At 46.8% G+C, this 19,718-nt stretch carries 17 protein-coding genes, 1 tRNA gene and 3 pseudogenes; all 21 read right to left on the reverse strand.

Going from position 1 to position 19,718, the window contains the following annotated elements; all coding sequences use genetic code 11:
- Nucleotides 1–4: 4 nt before the first annotated feature.
- Nucleotides 5–277, reverse strand: coding sequence for a 30S ribosomal protein S19 (gene rpsS, locus CWO84_RS03590; protein ID WP_084153316.1), 273 nt, complete (start codon nucleotides 275–277; stop codon nucleotides 5–7).
- A gap of 12 nt (nucleotides 278–289) precedes the next feature.
- Nucleotides 290–1,117 carry a 50S ribosomal protein L2 gene (rplB, locus tag CWO84_RS03595; RefSeq protein ID WP_084153317.1) on the reverse strand — a complete coding sequence of 276 codons (828 nt, stop codon included), beginning with the start codon at nucleotides 1,115–1,117 and terminating at the stop codon, nucleotides 290–292.
- Nucleotides 1,118–1,150: 33 nt separating this feature from the next.
- Nucleotides 1,151–1,444, reverse strand: a complete 294-nt coding sequence (gene rplW / locus CWO84_RS03600) for a 50S ribosomal protein L23 (RefSeq protein ID WP_171697812.1) — start codon at nucleotides 1,442–1,444, stop codon at nucleotides 1,151–1,153.
- Between the two features lie 2 nt (nucleotides 1,445–1,446).
- Nucleotides 1,447–2,067, reverse strand: a complete 621-nt coding sequence (gene rplD / locus CWO84_RS03605) for a 50S ribosomal protein L4 (RefSeq protein WP_033157223.1) — start codon at nucleotides 2,065–2,067, stop codon at nucleotides 1,447–1,449.
- Between the two features lie 3 nt (nucleotides 2,068–2,070).
- Complete coding sequence (gene rplC, locus CWO84_RS03610; RefSeq protein WP_033157224.1) at nucleotides 2,071–2,721, reverse strand: 50S ribosomal protein L3; 651 nt, start codon at nucleotides 2,719–2,721, stop codon at nucleotides 2,071–2,073.
- Nucleotides 2,722–2,751: 30 nt separating this feature from the next.
- Nucleotides 2,752–3,063 (reverse strand): 30S ribosomal protein S10, encoded by a 312-nt coding sequence (gene rpsJ, locus CWO84_RS03615; RefSeq protein ID WP_020484801.1) that lies wholly within the window; start codon nucleotides 3,061–3,063, stop codon nucleotides 2,752–2,754.
- A 5-nt stretch (nucleotides 3,064–3,068) separates the two neighbouring features.
- Nucleotides 3,069–3,329, reverse strand: a pseudogene (gene tuf / locus CWO84_RS03620) (elongation factor Tu); the annotation flags it as partial.
- Nucleotides 3,328–4,428, reverse strand: a pseudogene (tuf, locus tag CWO84_RS03625) (elongation factor Tu); the annotation flags it as partial. The pseudogenes tuf (CWO84_RS03620) and tuf (CWO84_RS03625), both read right to left, overlap by 2 nt.
- Before the next feature lie 26 nt (nucleotides 4,429–4,454).
- Nucleotides 4,455–6,548, reverse strand: a complete 2,094-nt coding sequence (fusA, locus tag CWO84_RS03630) for an elongation factor G (protein WP_033159595.1) — start codon at nucleotides 6,546–6,548, stop codon at nucleotides 4,455–4,457.
- Between the two features lie 24 nt (nucleotides 6,549–6,572).
- On the reverse strand, nucleotides 6,573–7,043 hold the full coding sequence (gene rpsG / locus CWO84_RS03635; protein ID WP_020484799.1) for a 30S ribosomal protein S7: 471 nt from the start codon (nucleotides 7,041–7,043) through the stop codon (nucleotides 6,573–6,575).
- A gap of 13 nt (nucleotides 7,044–7,056) precedes the next feature.
- Nucleotides 7,057–7,431, reverse strand: coding sequence for a 30S ribosomal protein S12 (gene rpsL / locus CWO84_RS03640; protein WP_013820393.1), 375 nt, complete (start codon nucleotides 7,429–7,431; stop codon nucleotides 7,057–7,059).
- Between the two features lie 150 nt (nucleotides 7,432–7,581).
- Complete coding sequence (gene rpoC / locus CWO84_RS03645; RefSeq protein ID WP_201799016.1) at nucleotides 7,582–11,793, reverse strand: DNA-directed RNA polymerase subunit beta'; 4,212 nt, start codon at nucleotides 11,791–11,793, stop codon at nucleotides 7,582–7,584.
- Between the two features lie 61 nt (nucleotides 11,794–11,854).
- On the reverse strand, nucleotides 11,855–15,931 hold the full coding sequence (rpoB, locus tag CWO84_RS03650; protein WP_033159597.1) for a DNA-directed RNA polymerase subunit beta: 4,077 nt from the start codon (nucleotides 15,929–15,931) through the stop codon (nucleotides 11,855–11,857).
- Between the two features lie 122 nt (nucleotides 15,932–16,053).
- Entirely contained in the window at nucleotides 16,054–16,422 is a 369-nt protein-coding gene (gene rplL / locus CWO84_RS03655) for a 50S ribosomal protein L7/L12 (protein ID WP_020484796.1), read from the reverse strand.
- 46 nt (nucleotides 16,423–16,468) lie between these two features.
- On the reverse strand, nucleotides 16,469–16,963 hold the full coding sequence (gene rplJ, locus CWO84_RS03660; protein ID WP_026147170.1) for a 50S ribosomal protein L10: 495 nt from the start codon (nucleotides 16,961–16,963) through the stop codon (nucleotides 16,469–16,471).
- Nucleotides 16,964–17,155: 192 nt separating this feature from the next.
- Nucleotides 17,156–17,851 (reverse strand): 50S ribosomal protein L1, encoded by a 696-nt coding sequence (gene rplA, locus CWO84_RS03665; protein ID WP_033159598.1) that lies wholly within the window; start codon nucleotides 17,849–17,851, stop codon nucleotides 17,156–17,158.
- The gene (gene rplK / locus CWO84_RS03670) at nucleotides 17,851–18,282 is read right to left on the reverse strand and encodes a 50S ribosomal protein L11 (protein ID WP_020484793.1); all 432 of its coding nucleotides are present in this window, start codon (nucleotides 18,280–18,282) and stop codon (nucleotides 17,851–17,853) included. The genes rplA and rplK overlap by 1 nt, the downstream gene beginning before the upstream one ends.
- A 99-nt stretch (nucleotides 18,283–18,381) precedes the next feature.
- A complete protein-coding gene (nusG, locus tag CWO84_RS03675; RefSeq protein ID WP_033159599.1) occupies nucleotides 18,382–18,915 on the reverse strand; it encodes a transcription termination/antitermination protein NusG in 534 nt (177 codons plus the stop codon).
- Nucleotides 18,915–19,295, reverse strand: a complete 381-nt coding sequence (secE, locus tag CWO84_RS03680) for a preprotein translocase subunit SecE (RefSeq protein WP_033159600.1) — start codon at nucleotides 19,293–19,295, stop codon at nucleotides 18,915–18,917. Before secE ends, nusG begins: the two co-directional genes overlap by 1 nt.
- Before the next feature lie 37 nt (nucleotides 19,296–19,332).
- A tRNA-Trp gene (locus CWO84_RS03685) sits at nucleotides 19,333–19,408 on the reverse strand.
- Nucleotides 19,409–19,442: 34 nt separating this feature from the next.
- Nucleotides 19,443–19,718: pseudogene (gene tuf, locus CWO84_RS03690) on the reverse strand (elongation factor Tu); the annotation flags it as partial.

The raw sequence follows: 19,718 nt of genomic DNA on the forward strand, positions 1-19,718 counted from the left end.
CTCCTTATCTTGATTTCTTGTCTGCTATATGGCCTTTATAAGTCCTTGTAGGTGAAAACTCACCCAGCTTATGCCCGACCATATTTTCTGAAATCAATACCGGCACATGCTGCTTCCCATTATGTACCGCAATAGTCAATCCCAGCATATCAGGGCTGATCATTGACCTTCTAGACCAGGTTTTAATCGGTTTCCTATTATTCGCTCTCACCGCTTCTTCGATTTTTTTAAGCAAGTGATGATCTATAAATGGACCTTTTTTAATTGAACGTGGCACGTCAAATACCTCTTATTTTTGCTTACGGCGTCTGACAATCATATTATCAGTACGTTTGTTTTTTCGAGTTTTATAGCCTTTTGTTGGCGTTCCCCAAGGAGAAACAGGGTGTCTTCCACCCGAGGTTCTGCCTTCACCACCACCATGAGGATGATCTACGGGGTTCATCGCCACACCTCTAACAGTAGGTCTAACACCGCGCCATCTTTTCGCACCTGCTTTTCCTAACGAAATAAGATTGTGCTCAGAGTTTGAGACCTCACCAACTACGCCTTTACAATCTGACGGAACTTTTCTCATCTCTCCAGAGCGTAGCCGGATAGTGACGTATGCGCCGTCTTTAGCAACCAATTGAACAGAGGTTCCTGCGCTTCTAGCTATTTGTGCGCCTTTTCCTGGCTTTAGCTCGATACAATGAATTGTGGTACCCAAAGGCATATTTCGCAGAGGCATACAGTTGCCAGGTTTAACCGGCGTTGTTTCCCCACTCAATATCTCTTGACCAACCTCTATCCCTTTTGGGGCGATTATGTATTTGCGCTCACCATCTTTAAAAAGAATCAGCGCTATATTCGCAGTTCGGTTAGGATCGTACTCAATGCGCTCTACCAATGCGGGGATATCAGTTTTGTCGCGTTTAAAGTCTACTATCCGGTAGAATTTTTTGTGTCCACCACCAATATGTCGAGTGGTTATCCTACCGAGATTATTACGACCGCCAGTGTTGCTTTTTTTGTCAAGTAGTTGCGCAAATGGCTTACCCTTATGCAAATCATTATTTTGTACACGCACTACAAACCGAGAACCCGGAGATGTCGGTTTTGATTTTAGAATAGCCATGCTCTTCTACCGCTCCTTATTTGCTTTAAAGTATTATGCTGTCGCTAATTCAATGTTATGACCAGGCTGAAGCTTAACATAAGCTTTTTTCCAGTCGGATCGCTTACCCAATGTTCGTCCGAATCGTTTTACTTTTCCTTTAACATTCAGAACACGAACGGCAGCTACTTCAACACCAAACATCAGTTCAACAGCATTTTTAATCTGCAATTTTGTTGCAGATTTTTTAACTTTGAATACAAACTGATTACTTTGGTCCGCAGCGTTGGAACTTTTCTCCGACACAATTGGCGCATGCAAAACACTTGCTAATTTGATCTGCTCAATACTCATGCCAAACGCTCCTCAATCTGTTTCAGCGCTGTTGCTGTCGCAATTACCTTATCCGCGGACACCAAAGACACTGGATCCACACTACTTGGAGTGACTACCGCTATATAAGGTATATTTCTAGCCGCTAGAATTAAATTCTCATTTAAGTCGTCCGCCACCACTAACAACCTTTTTGCATCGATACCCTTAATCTTGCTCAAAAAGTCTTTTGTTTTTGGTGTTGCCGGCGTTATGTCGTTGCATACAGCTAATCTACCCTGTCTCAACAATTCAGAAAAAATAGATCTAATACCAACCTTGTACATTTTTTTGTTCAACTTCTGATCAAAAGATCTTGGTTGAGCTGCGAACGCGACACCACCTGTACGCCATACCGGGCTTCTGGTTGTTCCAGCTCGCGCACGACCTGTACCTTTTTGACGGAACGGCTTAGCACCGCCGCCACTCACCGCAGCACGATTCTTTTGGCCTTTAGTACCCGATCTTGCTGCTGAAAGATATTTGGTTACCAGCTGATGCACTAGGGTTTCATTAAAATCCTGTCCGAACACTAATTCGGAGACATCCAGCGCCTGTGCAGAATCTTGATTATTGATTGCAGGTATTTGCAAAGTCATAAATTAACCTTTATTTAACATTTTAACTGCAGGTGTGATAACCACATCACCACCCTTGGCACCAGGCACAGCGCCTCTGACTAAAATCAGGTTCCTTTCAGCATCTACAGCATGTATAGTCAAATTCTGTATTGTTGTTTTAACAGCGCCCATATGTCCGCACATCTTTTTGCCTTTAAACACACGACCGGGTGTTTGGTTCATACCGCTGGAACCAGGAACCCGATGGGAGCGTGAGTTACCGTGCGTCGCGTCTTGCGTTCTGAAGTTATGGCGTTTGACTGTACCGGCAAAACCTTTACCAATACTTGTACCGGACACATCAACAACCTGCCCAGCTTCGAACACGTTAACACTCAACTCCGCACCAGCAGAAAACTCGGATGCTTCGCTCTCGCTCAGCCTGAATTCCCACAAGCCACGCCCAGCGGTCACATTGGCAGATGCGTAATGCCCAGCCATTGCTTTGTTGACTTTTGAAGACTTCACATCACCCGCCGCCACCTGAATAGCGCGATAACCATCAGTTTCAACGCTCTTTACCTGTATAACTCTGTTGGAGTCAATGTGAAGCACGGTAACAGGTACCGAAGAGCCATCTTCGCAAAATATTCTGGTCATACCACATTTACGACCAATAAGACCTATTGACATCTGCCAATCCCTCTAAATTATTACTTGCTGCTATTTAAGCTTAATTTGAACATCGACCCCAGCCGCCAGATCCAACTTCATCAAGGCGTCAACAGTCTTATCGGTTGGCTCAACGATATCAAGCAACCTCTTGTAAGTTCTCAGTTCATATTGATCACGCGCATCTTTGTTAACATGCGGTGAAATCAATACAGTAAAACGTTCTTTTCTAGTAGGCAAAGGAATGGGGCCCTTTACTTGGGCGCCCGTTCGCTTCGCTGTTTCTACTATCTCACCCGCCGACTGATCAATCAATTTATGATCAAAGGCTTTTAATTGGATTCTGATAGTTTGATTAGCCATCTTGATTACTCGATAATAGAAGCAACAACACCCGCACCCACGGTGCGACCACCTTCGCGAATCGCAAAACGCAAGCCGTCCTCCATCGCAATCGGTGAGATAAGTTTTACGGTAACGGCGATGTTATCACCAGGCATAACCATTTCCACGCCTTCTGGCAAATCTACCGCACCGGTTACATCGGTCGTTCTGAAGTAGAACTGCGGACGGTAGCCATTAAAGAATGGAGTATGACGACCACCCTCTTCTTTAGACAGCACATATATTAATAAGTTTTACGGTAACGGCGATGTTATCGCCAGGCATTACCATTTCCACGCCTTCTGGCAAATCTACCGCACCGGTTACGTCGGTCGTTCTGAAGTAGAACTGCGGACGGTAGCCATTAAAAAATGGAGTATGACGACCACCCTCTTCTTTAGACAGCACATATATTTCTGCTTTAAAGTGGGCATGTGGCTTGATGGTATTCACATGCGCCAATACTTGACCACGCTCCACGTCTTCTCTTTTAGTACCACGCAACAGTACACCGACGTTATCGCCCGCTTGACCTTGGTCGAGCAGTTTGCGGAACATTTCCACACCTGTGCAGGTCGTTTGAACTGTATCTTTGATGCCGACGATCTCGACGGCTTCGCCAACTTTGATGATACCCCGCTCAACACGTCCGGTTACTACGGTACCGCGACCTGAAATTGAGAACACGTCTTCGATAGGCATCAAGAATTTGCCGTCGATCGCGCGTTCTGGCTCGGGAATGTAACTGTCCAACGCTTCAACCAAGCGAACTACGGATTGTACACCAATTTCGCTTTGCTCGCCTTCTAAAGCTTTCAATGCGGAACCAACGATAATAGGAGTGTCGTCACCTGGAAATTCGTATTGATTCAACAGCTCGCGAATTTCCATTTCAACCAGTTCAATCAACTCAGCGTCATCTACCATATCGGCCTTGTTCAAGAACACAACAATGTAAGGCACACCGACTTGACGTGACAACAGAATGTGCTCGCGCGTTTGCGGCATAGGACCGTCCGCAGCAGAGCAAACCAAAATCGCGCCGTCCATTTGGGCAGCACCGGTAATCATGTTTTTAACGTAGTCAGCGTGACCAGGGCTGTCAACGTGGGCATAGTGGCGGTTGGCTGATTCGTACTCTACGTGTGACGTAGAAATGGTTATACCGCGCGCACGTTCTTCCGGGGCATTGTCGATTTGATCAAAAGCCTTAACTTCGCCGCCTTGCAGCTCCGCCATGACTTTTGTTAATGCCGCTGTCAATGTGGTTTTACCGTGGTCAACGTGACCAATGGTGCCTACGTTTACGTGCGGTTTCTTTCTTTCAAATTTTTCTTTAGCCATGATTCAATACCTGATATGTAAAAAATTTAAGATACTTTTCTAATAATCGCTTCCGCAATGCTTGCAGGTGCTTCGTTATATCTTTCAAACTGCATACTGTACGTTGCTCTGCCCTGAGTCGCCGACCTAAGATCCGTGGCATAACCGAACATTTCGGCAAGAGGGACTTCGCACTCTATTACCTTTCCGGCCGGAACATCTTCCATTCCGTGAATGACACCTCTCCGTCGATTAATGTCACCCACTACCTCACCCATATAATCCTCGGGTGTTACCACCTCGACTTTCATAATAGGTTCAAGCAACGCAGGATTTGCAGTCTTAGCCCCATCCCTGAAACACATAGATCCTGCTATCTTGAAAGCCATTTCATTCGAATCGACATCATGATATGAACCATCGAATAAACTAACCTTTACATCAACAACCGGAAAACCTGCCAAAACGCCATTTTCCATTTGCTCTTGCACACCCTTGTCTATGGCCGGGATATACTCCTTGGGAATAGCACCGCCAACCAACTCACTCACAAATTCATAACCAGTGCCCGGCTCTTTTGGCTCCAACCGGAGCCATACATGCCCGTATTGACCCTTGCCTCCAGATTGCCTGATGAATTTTCCTTCGCATTCCACAGCACGCTTTATAGTTTCCCTATAAGCAACTTGGGGAGCCCCAACATTTGCGGCAACATTAAACTCTCTTCTCATCCGGTCAACGATAATTTCAAGATGCAATTCGCCCATTCCTGAAATTATTGTCTGACCCGACTCAGGGTCGCTACCCACTCTAAAGGACGGATCTTCTTGCGCAAGCTTAGCTAGCGCAGCGCCCATTTTATCTTGATCAGCTTTTGTCCTAGGCTCAACAGCAACAGCAATTACAGGCTCAGGAAACTCCATTTTCTCAAGCAGAATTGGCTTTTCAATATCACAAAGAGTATCACCAGTGGTGACGTCTTTCAGCCCGATCAGCGCAGCGATCTCGCCGGCCCTCACCTCATTGATTTCGACGCGACTATTGGCGTGCATCTGAACAATGCGTCCAATTCTTTCTTTTTTACCTTTACCGACATTTAAAACCGCATCTCCAGACTTTACCAAACCGGAGTAAACCCTAAAAAATGTCAAGGTCCCAACAAATGGGTCAGTGGCTATTTTAAATGCTAACGCTGAGAAGGACTCATCATCAGAAGCACCACGAGTCGAACTAATGCCAGCATCTGACAGACCTTCTACGGGCTTTATATCGAGAGGGGATGGCAAAAAATCAATCACACCATCAAGAACACACTGCACACCTTTGTTCTTAAAGGCCGACCCACAATAAGCCGGAACCAACTTATTCTGCAGAACCTGCGCCCTTATACCCAGTTTTATTTCTTCGTTTGTCAAAACACCTTTTTCAAGATATTTATCCATTAATTCTTCGGACGCATCTGCAGCAGCTTCAATTATACGCTCGCGCCAATTTACAGCAGATTCTTCCATTTCTGCTGGAATTTCCGTTTCCGTAAAACTCACACCCATGTTGGCATCTTCCCAATAGATTGCCTTCATTTTCAGCAAATCTATAATGCCTTTAAAGCTCTCCTCCGCCCCAATCGGCAATTGCATTGGAATTACATTGCTACCAAGCCGAGATTTAATTTGCTCAACGACGCGCAAAAAATTTGCGCCGGAACGATCCATCTTGTTTACAAATGCCAGCCTTGGCACATGGTATTTGTTTGCCTGGCGCCAGACCGTTTCCGACTGAGGCTCCACCCCACCCACCGCACAAAAAACAGCGCACGCACCATCCAAAACACGCAAAGACCGCTCCACCTCTATAGTGAAATCGACGTGCCCAGGCGTATCTATAATATTAATTCGATGCTCCGGGTATTGCTTTTCCATTCCCAACCAGAAGCACGTAGTCGCAGCAGAAGTGATTGTTATACCCCTCTCCTGCTCTTGCTCCATCCAATCCATTGTCGCAGCACCATCATGGACCTCGCCCATCTTGTGCGAAACCCCGGTGTAAAACAGTATCCGCTCGGTCGTAGTTGTTTTTCCGGCATCTATATGCGCCATAATGCCTATATTACGATAACGCTCTATAGGCGTCTTACGAGCCACAACAACTACCCTGCTTAACTTTTCTTACCAGCGATAATGAGCAAACGCTTTATTAGCTTCAGCCATTCTATGCGTGTCTTCGCGTTTCTTTGCAGCGGCGCCTCGACCCTCAGAGGCGTCCAACAACTCACCCGCCAACTTAGCCGCCATGGTTCTTTCGTTACGCTTACGCGCCGCATCAATCAACCAGCGCATCGACAGCGCCAACCTTCTGGCAGGACGCACTTCGACAGGCACCTGATAAGTAGCACCACCAACCCGGCGCGACTTAACCTCAACGCGCGGCTGAACGTTTTCCAATGCTTTTGCAACCAAATCTAAAGATTCTTTATGACCTTTACCTTCGATAACATCCAAAGCACCGTAAACAATTTTCTCAGCGACAGACTTCTTACCATCCTCCATAATCATGTTCATGAATTTTGACAGCATATCGCTACCAAAACGCGGATCTGGATTAATGACTCTTTTTGCAGCAACTCTTCTTCTTGACATCTGTTATCAACCTTTATTTCTTAGGTCTTTTCGCGCCATATTTGGAGCGACCACATTTTCTATCCTTAACACCAGAAGTATCGAGACTCCCCCGAACCACGTGATAACGCACACCAGGCAAATCTTTCACACGACCACCCCGAATCAGCACCACAGAGTGCTCCTGAAGATTGTGTCCTTCACCACCGATATAGCTACTTACTTCCGCACCATTGGTCAGCCGCACCCTCGCAACCTTACGCAAAGCTGAGTTCGGCTTTTTCGGGGTTGTAGTGTAAACCCTGGTACAAACCCCGCGCCTTTGCGGACAAGCCTCCAACGCCGGAACGTTAGTCTTTTCTATTTTTTTAGCACGAGGCTTACGGACCAATTGATTGATCGTGGCCATTCTTAACTACTCCAAATATGCAATGTTTAATAAGCAATAAAGGACTCTGCGCGATCACAGATCAATACAGCTCCGCCCAAACCTATTGGCCGATGTGAGCAGAGCATGATACCTTTACAATAGACCTAGGTCAAGCGTTTTTAAAATTCTCTACTCTACATTCAAAGCTTGTTTCAACGCTTCCTCCACATCGACAGCTTCAATGGCCTGACTAGAAGCTTCTGAACCGGAACCAGAGTCCGCCGCCCTTCTCTTACGTCGCTGTTCATGGTAAGCCAAACCAGTACCCGCCGGTATGAGACGACCAACAATGACGTTCTCTTTTAAGCCATTCAAGCTATCGCTGATACCTCTTACCGCCGCATCTGTCAACACCCGAGTCGTCTCTTGGAACGACGCCGCCGAAATAAATGACTCGGTGGCCAACGATGCTTTCGTGATACCCAGCAACAAAGAATCGTAGCTAGCCGGAATCTTACCTTCACGTTCAACTTGGTCGTTCACTGAGTTAATCATGGTACGTTCGACCTGCTCTCCTTTGACGAAATCTGTGTCTCCAGAGGCGGTAATCTCGACTTTTCTGAGCATTTGGCGGATGATTGCCTCAATATGCTTGTCGTTGATTTTTACACCTTGCAGACGATATACATCTTGAATTTCTTTTACCAGGTAGTCGGCCAATTCTTCGATACCGCGCAGTCTTAAAATATCATGAGGGGTCAGCTCACCTTCAGCGATGGTTTCGCCTTTATCAACAAATTCACCCTCGAATACGGTGATATGCCGCCACTTTGGAATTAGGGTTTCGTATTGCTCGCCTTCCGAATCCGTGATGATGACGCGCTGCTTACCCTTAGTTTCTTTACCAAAGGAGACCATACCGGTTGCCTCCGCCAAAATAGCAGGGTCTTTTGTTTTACGCGCTTCAAACAGATCAGCAACCCTTGGCAAACCACCGGTAATATCCCTGGTTTTACTGGATTCTTGCGGAATTCTCGCTAAAACGTCACCAACCTTTACTTCCCCTCCGTCCTTAACCCCAACGATAGCGCCTGCAGGTAAAAAGTATTGAGCTGGAATATCAGTACCCGGCAAATTGATTTGCCCACCTTGCTCATCAAGAAGACGAACCATAGGCCGCAACTCTTTACCGGCTGAGCTTCTTTGCTTAGGATCCGTAACCACTCTCGAGGTTAAGCCAGTGACATCATCTGACTGCTCTTGAACGGTGATCCCGTCCATAAAATCAATCAGCTGAATAAAACCGTCTACTTCGGTGATAACCGGGTGAGTATGCGGATCCCAGTTCACGATAATATCGCCAGCACTGACCGGGCTACCATCACCCACCGACAATACGGCACCGTAAGGAATTTTGTAACGCTCACGCTCACGACCGTAATCATCCATAACCCCAACCTCGCCAGACCGAGATACCGCAACAAGATTGCTCTCTCTGTTCTTAACGGTTTTTAGGTTATTGAGCTTTGCAGTACCGCTGGATTTAACTTGCACGTTGCTAACCGCAGCAGACCGCGAAGCAGCACCACCGATGTGGAAGGTCCGCATTGTCAGCTGAGTACCAGGTTCACCAATTGACTGTGCCGCCACAACGCCCACGGCTTCACCGATGTTAACTAAATGACCGCGCCCTAAATCACGCCCGTAGCATTTGGCACAAACACCTTGCCTCGATTCGCAAGTAATCACAGAGCGCACCAACATCTTGTCAACGCCGTTATCTTCCAGAACCGTGACCAAATTTTCGTCAATCATGGTGCCGGCAGGAATCAGAATATTATTGCCGGCGGGATCGGTTACGTCTATCGCCGCGACTCTTCCCAACACGCGATCAGCCAAAGGCTCAACCACGTCCCCGCCTTCAATAATCGGCATCATGGTCAGACCGTTTTGTGTACCACAATCAGATTCAGCAATCACCAAATCCTGTGCGACGTCGACCAAACGTCGAGTCAAATAACCCGAGTTAGCGGTTTTAAGCGCGGTATCCGCCAAGCCTTTGCGAGCACCGTGGGTTGAAATAAAGTACTGTAATACGTCCAAGCCTTCACGGAAGTTCGCAGTAATCGGCGTCTCAATAATGGAGCCATCCGGTTTAGCCATCAAACCCCGCATACCCGCCAACTGGCGAATCTGTGCGGCGGAACCCCGCGCACCGGACTCGGCCATCATAAAGATGGAGTTGAACGATTTTTGCTTTACATTCTCGCCTTTTGAGTTGACAACTTCGTCTTCACCCAAACCTTCCATCATTACTTTCGCGACCTGATCATTGGCGCGAGACCAAATATCAACGACCTTATTGTAACGCTCACCGTCCGTAACCAAACCGGAGGCGTACTGGTTTTGAATTTCATTAACCTCGGCGTCGGCGGAACGAATGATGTCGGCTTTCTTGACGGGAATTTCCATGTCTTCGATACCGAAAGACACCCCGGAGCGCGTGGCATATTTAAATCCCAGGTACATGATCTTATCTGCCAACATTACGGTTTCTTTGATACCGAGATAGCGGTAGCTATAGTTGATCAGCCGGGAAATATTCTTCTTGGTCATGTCGACGTTGACCAATTCGTAAGGCATACCGTCTGGCACAATACCCCAAACGATTGCGCGCCCTACCGTAGTTTTCTTTCTGCTGACGATGGTTTCGAAGTCGCCTTCCGGAGTTTTCAATTTCTCGGTGACGCGCACTTCAATTTTACTTTGCAATTCAACAGCTTTAGCGTCAAGCGCTAACATTACCTCTGACAAATCGCCAAATACACTACCCTCGCCTACCGCATTAATTTTCTCACGTGTAATGTAATACAAGCCCAAAACTACGTCCTGAGAAGGATTGATTACTGGCTCACCGTTGGCGGGCGATAAAATATTGTTAGTTGCCATCATCAAGGTACGCGCTTCCAACTGCGCCTCAATAGACAACGGAATATGCACGGCCATTTGGTCGCCGTCGAAGTCGGCGTTGAACGCACTACAGACCAAGGGATGCAACTGAATGGCTTTACCTTCGATCAAAATCGGCTCAAATGCTTGAATACCTAATCTATGCAACGTCGGAGCACGGTTTAGTAATACCGGATGCTCACGAATTACTTCTTCAAGAATATCCCATACTTCCGCACCTTCACGTTCCACCATTTTCTTGGCTGCTTTGATCGTCGTCGCTAAGCCACGCAACTGCAATTTGCTGAATATGAAAGGTTTAAACAACTCCAAAGCCATTTTTTTCGGCAAACCGCACTGATGGAGCCTTAATGTCGGCCCCACCACGATAACCGAACGTCCGGAATAATCGACGCGCTTGCCCAACAAGTTCTGCCGGAAACGACCTTGCTTACCTTTGATCATATCGGCCAAAGATTTCAAAGGACGTCTGTTGCTACCGGTGATAGCACGACCGCGGCGACCATTATCCAACAACGCATCGACCGCCTCTTGCAGCATGCGTTTTTCGTTGCGAACGATGATGTCAGGCGCGTTCAAATCCAGCAAGCGTGTTAAGCGATTATTTCTGTTGATTACCCGACGATATAAATCATTCAAATCGGAGGTTGCGAAACGACCGCCATCCAATGGCACCAATGGACGCAACTCGGGTGGCAATACTGGCAAGACCGTCATAATCATCCATTCCGGACGATTATTAGAAGCCAGCAAAGAATCGATAACTTTCAGCCGTTTCGAATATTTTTTGATTTTGGTATCGGAATTCGTCGCGTTGATTTCTTCACGTAGCGTGTTGATTTCTTCTTTTAAATCAATTGATTTGAGCAAATCATAGATCGCCTCGGCACCCATTTTTGCAACGAAATCGTCGCCGTGTTCTTCAACAGCGTTCAAATATTCTTCGTCGGTCAGAAGCTGGCCTTTCTCCAACGGAGACATGCCCGGATCAATCACGACGAATGTTTCAAAATACAACACCCGTTCGATCGAACGCAATGTCATATCCAATAGCAAAGCAATCCGGGAAGGCAGTGATTTCAGAAACCAAATATGCGCCACCGGGCTGGCCAAATCGATATGGCCCATTCGTTCGCGGCGTACTTTAGACAAGGTAACTTCGACGCCGCATTTTTCGCAGATGACGCCGCGATGCTTTAGGCGCTTGTATTTACCGCACAAGCACTCATAGTCGCTGATGGGTCCGAAAATCTTGGCGCAAAACAAGCCGTCACGTTCCGGTTTAAAGGTTCGGTAATTGATTGTCTCAGGCTTTTTCACTTCACCATAAGACCATGAACGAATCATGTCCGGCGAAGCCAATCCAATGCGGATATTGTCAAAATCGTCTGTACGACCTTGACGTTTTAAGAAATTCATTAAATCTTTCAAGAGCTTATCCCCTTTAAATGTTATCCGATATTGTCCAGAATCTATCTCGCAAAGAACAGAATTAGTCTTGTTCCATTTCGATATTCACTGCCAGCGAACGAATCTCTTTCACTAAGACATTGAATGATTCCGGCATGCCGGCTTCCATTGAATGGTTGCCATCGACAATGTTTTTATACATTCTGGTTCTGCCTGTCACGTCATCGGATTTGACCGTCAACATTTCTTGCAATGTGTACGCGGCGCCGTAAGCTTCCAGGGCCCAGACCTCCATCTCACCAAAACGCTGGCCACCGAATTGCGCTTTACCGCCCAACGGTTGCTGCGTTACCAAACTGTAAGGGCCGGTAGAACGCGCATGCATTTTGTCGTCCACCAAGTGATTCAGTTTCAGCATATACATGTAACCCACAGTAACTTCACGCTCAAACGGTTCGCCTGTTAAGCCATCGTACAGTACGGTTTGCCCGTGCTCCGGTAAATCGGCCAAACGCAACATGGTACGAATATCTTCTTCCGAAGCCCCGTCGAAGACCGGGGTCGCCATCGGTACACCGGCAACCAAGTTGACCGCCATCTCTAGAATTTCTTTATCGGTAAACGAATTCAGATCTTCCTTTCGGCCGCTGCAATTGTAAATTTTCTCCATGAAACCACGTATTTCCGCGACTTTTGCTTGAGCTTCCAGCATCTTACCGATCTTGATACCCAAGCCTTTAGATGCCCAACCCAAATGCGTTTCCAACACCTGACCAACGTTCATCCGCGATGGTACGCCAAGAGGATTTAACAAAATGTCGACGGGGTTACCGTCAGCGGTATACGGCATGTCTTCAATCGGCACGATTTGGGAGATAACCCCCTTGTTACCGTGACGGCCGGCCATCTTGTCGCCCGGCTGAATACGTTTTTTAACAGCCAAATAAACTTTGACCATTTTCAACACGCCCGGCGCCAAATCGTCGCCCATGGTGATTTTTTTCTTTTTCTGCTCGAAACGCTCGTCGAACTCTTTACGTTGCTGCTCGACATGCTCGGCAACGGTCTCCAATTGCACGTTGACATCTTCGTCTTGTGTGCGAATTTTCAACAACTCGGAAGGCACCAAGCCATCCAGATAATCAGCGGTAATTTCTTCGCCTTTTTTCAAGCCATTCGGACCCTTTTCGGCTTTTTTACCAGCTAACAAGGTTTTTACCCGAGCAAAAATATCGTGCTCGACGATTTTCAGTTGGTCATCCAAGTCTTTCCGGTAACGCTTGATTTCCGCATCTTCGATTTCCAGGGCTCGCTTGTCCTTTTTCACTCCATCACGAGTGAAAACCTGAACATCAATCACAGTACCGCGCACGTTGCCCGGCACACGTAGCGACGTGTCTTTCACATCGGCTGCTTTTTCGCCGAAGATGGCTCTCAGCAACTTCTCTTCTGGCGTTAATTGCGTTTCACCTTTCGGCGTCACTTTACCCACTAGAATGTCGCCGCCTTTCACTTCCGCACCGACGTATACAATCCCGGATTCATCCAATTTGGATAAGGCTTCTTCACTAACGTTTGGAATGTCCGCGGTAATCTCTTCCGGACTGTGCTTGGTTTCGCGAGCTACGCAGGTTTTTTCTTCGATATGAATAGTCGTAAAGCGATCTTCCTTTACTACTCGCTCAGACACCAAAATGGAGTCTTCGAAGTTATAGCCATTCCAGGGCATGAAGGCTATCAACATGTTTTGACCCAGGGCCAATTCGCCGATGTCGGTCGAAGGGCCGTCCGCCAAAATATCGCCGGCTCTGACGATGTCGCCGAGTTTAACCAGTGGTTTTTGGTTGATACAGGTGTTTTGGTTGGAACGGGTATATTTAATCAAGTTGTAGATATCCACGCCTGGCACACCCGCAACGGTCTCTTCGTCATTCGCACGTACTACGATACGCCCGGCATCAACCGCTTCGATACGACCACCACGAGTTGCTACCACGGTTACACCCGAGTCTTTTGCGACGACACGTTCCATACCTGTACCGACCAAAGGCTTCTCTGCACGCAATGTGGGAACCGCTTGACGTTGCATGTTCGAACCCATCAGCGCCCGGTTCGCGTCGTCATGTTCCAAGAACGGGATGATGGATGCCGCCACGGATACGATCTGCTTGGACGATACGTCCATATATTGCACGGTTTCGGACGAAGCCAAGGTGAATTCGTCTTTGTAACGGCAAGACACCAAGCCTTCAACCAATTTGCCGTTTTCGTCAACCGCCACGCTGGACTGCGCGATAACGTATTCTCCTTCTTCGATTGCGGAAATGTAATCGACCTGATCGGTTACTTTACCGTCGACCACTTTCCGGTACGGAGTTTCCAAGAAGCCGTATTCGTTGGTTCTGGCGTAGACAGACAATGAGTTAATCAAACCAATGTTCGGCCCCTCTGGCGTTTCGATAGGGCAAACTCGACCATAGTGAGTGGTGTGTACGTCACGAACCTCGAATCCAGCGCGCTCTCTGGCTAAACCGCCAGGACCCAGTGCCGAAACCCGACGCTTGTGGGTAACTTGCGATAACGGATTGTTCTGGTCCATAAATTGCGACAACTGGCTGGAACCAAAGAATTCCTTGACTGCCGCAGAAACAGGCTTAGCGTTGATGATTTCCTGCGGCATATAGCCCTCGGAATCCGCCAAGGTCAAACGTTCTCTGACAGCCCGTTCGACTCGAACCAAACCGATGCGGAACTGGTTTTCGATCATTTCGCCAACAGATCGTACACGTCTGTTACCCAAATGGTCGATATCGTCCACGGTACCGTTACCATTTCTGATTTTGATCAGTTCTTTCAAAACATCGATGATGTCTTCTTTGCTTAGCGTGCCCGGGCCTTCGGTTTCTTCACGCCCCAATCGACGATTGAATTTCATCCGGCCAACGGCTGATAGATCGTAACGTTCGTCGGTAAAGAACAGGTTTTCGAATAGGTTTTCCGCAGACTCTACGGTAGGCGGCTCACCAGGACGCATCATTCTGTAGATTTCCACCAATGCCTCCAGGCGATTTGTGGTGGTATCCAAACGCATCGAATTGGAAATGTAAGGTCCTCTATCCAAATCGTTAACATACAATGTATCGATTTCGCGAACACCCGCATCGATCAACTTCTGTAATAAATTGTCGGTGATTTCGTCATTAACACTAGCCAACAGCTCACCGGTGGATGTATCGACAACATTGTGGCCTAGAATTTTTCCGTACAAATAGTCCCTAGGCACTTCGATTTCAGTGACACCGGATTTTTCCAGTTGGCGAACATGTTTGGCAGTAATTCTGCGCCCCTCTTCGATAACAACGTTACCGTCGTGCTTAATATCGAAAACAGCCATTTCACCACGCAACCTATCCGGGATCACGTGAAACATCAATTTTTCGGCGCTCAATGAGAACTTGTTGGTTTCGAAGAAAATTTTGATCATTTCTTCGTTTTCATATCCCAAAGCCCGTAACAAAATAGTCGCCGGAATTTTTCTACGTCTGTCTATACGCACGTAAACAGCGTCTTTATGATCAAATTCGAAATCCAACCATGAGCCGCGATAAGGAATGACTCGGGCATTAAACAACAACTTGCCGGACGAATGGGTTTTACCTTTGTCGTGGTCGTAAAATACACCGGGGGATCTGTGCAACTGCGACACAATGACCCGCTCAGTGCCGTTAATCACGAACGTACCGTTGTCGGTCATCAGAGGCAGTTCACCCATGTAAACTTCCTGCTCTCTAATATCCTTAACGACTTTGGTATTAGCAGGCGCGTCTTTATCATAAATAACTAGACGCACTAAAACACGCAAAGGCGCTGAAAATGTAGCGCCGCGCTGTTGACACTCTCTTACATCGAATGCGGGTTCCCCCAAGCGATATTTAACATACTCCAATACGGCATAGCCGGAATGACTTACTACCGGAAAGACACTGGAGAATGCGGCATGCAGCCCTTGATTGCGCCGTTTATCCGGCTCTATGCCGGACTGCAAAAAATTTGCGTACGAATCAATTTGTGTTGCCAAAAGATAGGGAACTTCCAATACTTCGGAACCCTTCCCAAAATTATTACGGATACGCTTTTTTTCGGTAAAAGAATAGGCCATATTGCTTCTATACCTTCGTCGTCAGAGATTATTTACTACTGTTTTAGAAACAGTAAAAGGCCGACGGCAAAATGCCGTCAGCCCGGTTTGATAGGCTTATGCCTGGTATGCAGTCAAGATGCTTATTTGATTTCGGCAGTTGCGCCAGCTTCTTCAAGCTCTTTTTTCGCCGCTTCGGCTTCGGCTTTGTTGACACCTTCTTTAACAGTAGTAGGTGCGCCTTCAACAGCGTCTTTCGCTTCTTTCAAGCCCAAGCCTGTCAAACCGCGAACAGCTTTAATAACCGCTACTTTGTTTTCGCCGAAACCGGTCAAGATAACATCGAACTCGGTTTGCTCTTCAACAACAGCCGCCGCTACAGGAGCTGCAACCGCTACTGCCGCAGCAGCAGAAACGCCAAACTTTTCTTCCATCGCTGAAATCAGATCAACGATTTCCATCACAGTCATGTTAGAGACTGCTTCCAAGATGTCTTGTTGTGAAATTGCCATTGTATATTCCTCTAAAATTAATGAGTTTTAACTGGTTAACGCGAGATTATGCCGCTTCTTTCTCGTCTCTGATTGCAGCCAGAGTACGTGCGAGTTTCTCAACCGGTGCTTTCATGACCGACATCAGCATGCTGATACCTTGGTCACGGGTTGGCAATCTTGCCAATCTATCCAACTCCGATCCGTCAAAAGCCTGACCACCGATTGCCACTACTTTCGCGATCAGTTTGTTATGGCCCTTGGAGAATTCGCTGATGAGCCGTGCAGCGCAGCCTGGATCTTCCATGGAAAATGCCAGTATTAAAGGACCGACCAGCCCTTCCTGCATACATTCAAACTCAGTCCCAGCGACAGCACGTTTAGCCAGTGTATTTTTGACTACGCGCAAATAAACGCCCGTTTCTCTCGCGGTTTTACGCAGCTCCGTTAATTCGGTAACTGTCAAACCCCGATATTCCGCCGCGATGGCGGAATGGGCTTTAGCGGCGAATTCAGCAACTTCCTCTACGACAACTTTTTTGCTATCTAAATTGAGTGCCACATCTACCTCCGGTACTTTCCGATTATCCATCGGAATCTATGAAACGCATCTTACGATGCCCCTTTCACGGTCCCTTTCACCAGCTTTGCGGCTCCAGCTCCCGTCTGCGTAGGAAAATTAAGCTTTCGCACCTACGGTCTTTGACGGTTGCCGATAACTCGGCAACCCAAAGCCTTACAACTTGTTAAATTCTTAAATGTCGATACTGCCTTGATCGATCCACAAGCCAGGACCCATGGTCGAGGACAATGCAATCTTTTTCAAATAGACGCCTTTGGCAGCCGTCGGTTTAGCTTTTTTAAGATCTGAAATCAAAAACTCCAAATTTTGTTTGAGCGCAGTTTCATCGAAAGATACTTTACCGATAGAGCAATGAATAATGCCTGATTTATCTGTGCGGTATCTGACCTGCCCTGATTTGGCATTTTTAACTGCTGTGACAACGTCAGGCGTCACGGTACCTACTTTCGGGTTTGGCATCAGGCCTCTTGGGCCTAAGATTTGCCCTAATTGGCCCACTACACGCATTGCATCAGGCGAGGCAATTACCACATCAAAGTTCATTTCGCCGCGTTTTACTTGCTCAGCTAAATCGTCCATACCAACGATGTCGGCACCCGCTTCGCGAGCCGCATCCGCATTTGGGCCTTGTGTAAATACAGCAACTCTTACTGTTTTACCGGTACCGTTTGGTAACACGGAAGCGCCACGAACGTTTTGATCAGATTTACGTGGATCAACACCCAAGTTAACACTCACATCCACAGACTCATCAAACTTGCTATTGGCAAACTCTTTCAACAGAGCCACTGCTTCGGCAACCGAATATTGTTTACTTCTAACTACCTTTTCTTTGATAGCCTTTGCTTTCTTAGTTACTTTTGCCATTACACGCCCTCCACGTTCAAGCCCATGCTGCGAGCGCTTCCCGCAATAATTCTTATCGCCGCCTCCAAATTTGCTGCGTTCAAATCTTCCATTTTGGTTTTAGCAATTTCTTCCAGCTGAGCACGCGAAACGGTGCCTACTTTATTAGAATTAGGCTTGCTGCTTCCGCTTTTAATACCCACTGCTTTTTTCAACAAAACCGAAGCAGGTGGCGTCTTGGTAATAAAAGTAAAGCTTTTATCACTATAGACGGTGATAACAACAGGCAAAGGCAGGCCTTTCTCAACTTCTTGAGTTCTTGCATTAAACGCCTTGCAGAACTCCATAATATTGACACCACGCTGACCCAATGCAGGACCAATTGGTGGACTAGGATTAGCCTCGCCTGCTTTAACTTGCAGCTTGATGTACGAATCAATTTTTTTTGCCATTTTATACTCCTAACGGGTGCAAACGCTTTTCAGCTCCCCAACAAACAAAAATCCCGGCCATGCAAATGACAGGGATTCGTAAAAATCTCAAATTGTAGTCTAGACTTTTTCAACCTGTCCAAATTCTAATTCAACCGGCGTAGATCGACCAAAAATAAGAACCGATACGCGCAACCGGCTTTTCTCGTAATTCACTTCTTCTATATTGCCGTTAAAGTCTTTAAATGGGCCATCAGTAATCCGCACAACTTCCCCAACTTCAAACAATACTTTGGGCCGTGGCTTATTCACACCCTCTTCGACACGATTTAATATTGCCATTGCTTCCTTTTCTGAGATTGGTGACGGCCTATCTGATGCCCCGCCTATAAAGCCCAATACCCTAGGAACATTTCTTACTAAATGCCATGTTTCGTCATTCAATTCCATTTGCACAAGCACGTATCCGGGAAAGAATTTCCTTTCACTTTTACGCTGCTGACCCATGCGCATTTCAACAACTTCTTCAGTAGGGACCAGAATTTTTCCAAAAAACTCTTCCAGACCTTCGCGTTTTATACGCTCTTCAAGAGCCTGCTTGACTTTATTTTCAAAATTGGAATACGCATGAACGACATACCAGCGAAGCGACATTATTTAATCCCCTGGCTCATCAAAAGCTGAACACCCCAAAACAAAAACATATCTAGCAACCACAGTATTAAGCCGACTATGAATACCATCAAAAAAACCATCAGCGTAGTACGAACCGCCTCGTCTTTAGTGGGCCACACTATCCTTTTGAATTCTTGCTTGGACTCCAGCATAAAGCCCCATAGACCGCGGCCCTTAGCAGTAGTAAAAGCAACAGCTATAGCAGCCGCTAAAACAGCCACCAAAACTAAAACGCGGTAAAGAAGCTGCAAATCAGAAAAATAATAAAACGCTGATATGCCAACAACAACAAAAACCAAAGATAAAGCCAACTTTACGATGTCCACCACTGAGGAGACCTCTTCTGCCTGTGCGTTCATTTAGTCAACTTGAATTAAATTATGAAGATTTTCTGAATGGCAGGCCAGGAGGGACTCGAACCCCCAACTTGCGGTTTTGGAGACCGCTGCTCTACCAATTGAACTACTGACCTATTCAGAAAATATTTTTTGAATCAAAAACGGCTATTACTCGATAATAGAAGCAACAACACCCGCACCCACGGTGCGACCACCTTCGCGAATCGCAAAACGCAAGCCGTCCTCCATCGCAATCGGTGAGATAAGTTTTACGGTAACGGCGATGTTATCGCCAGGCATTACCATTTCCACGCCTTCTGGCAAATCTACCGCACCGGTTACGTCGGTCGTTCTGAAGTAGAACTGCGGACGGTAGCCATTAAAAAATGGAGTATGACGACCACCCTCTTCTTTAGACAGCACATATATTTCTGCTTTAAAGTG

The organism is Methylomonas sp. Kb3, assembly GCF_002834115.1.
Lineage (GTDB): Bacteria > Pseudomonadota > Gammaproteobacteria > Methylococcales > Methylomonadaceae > Methylomonas > Methylomonas defluvii.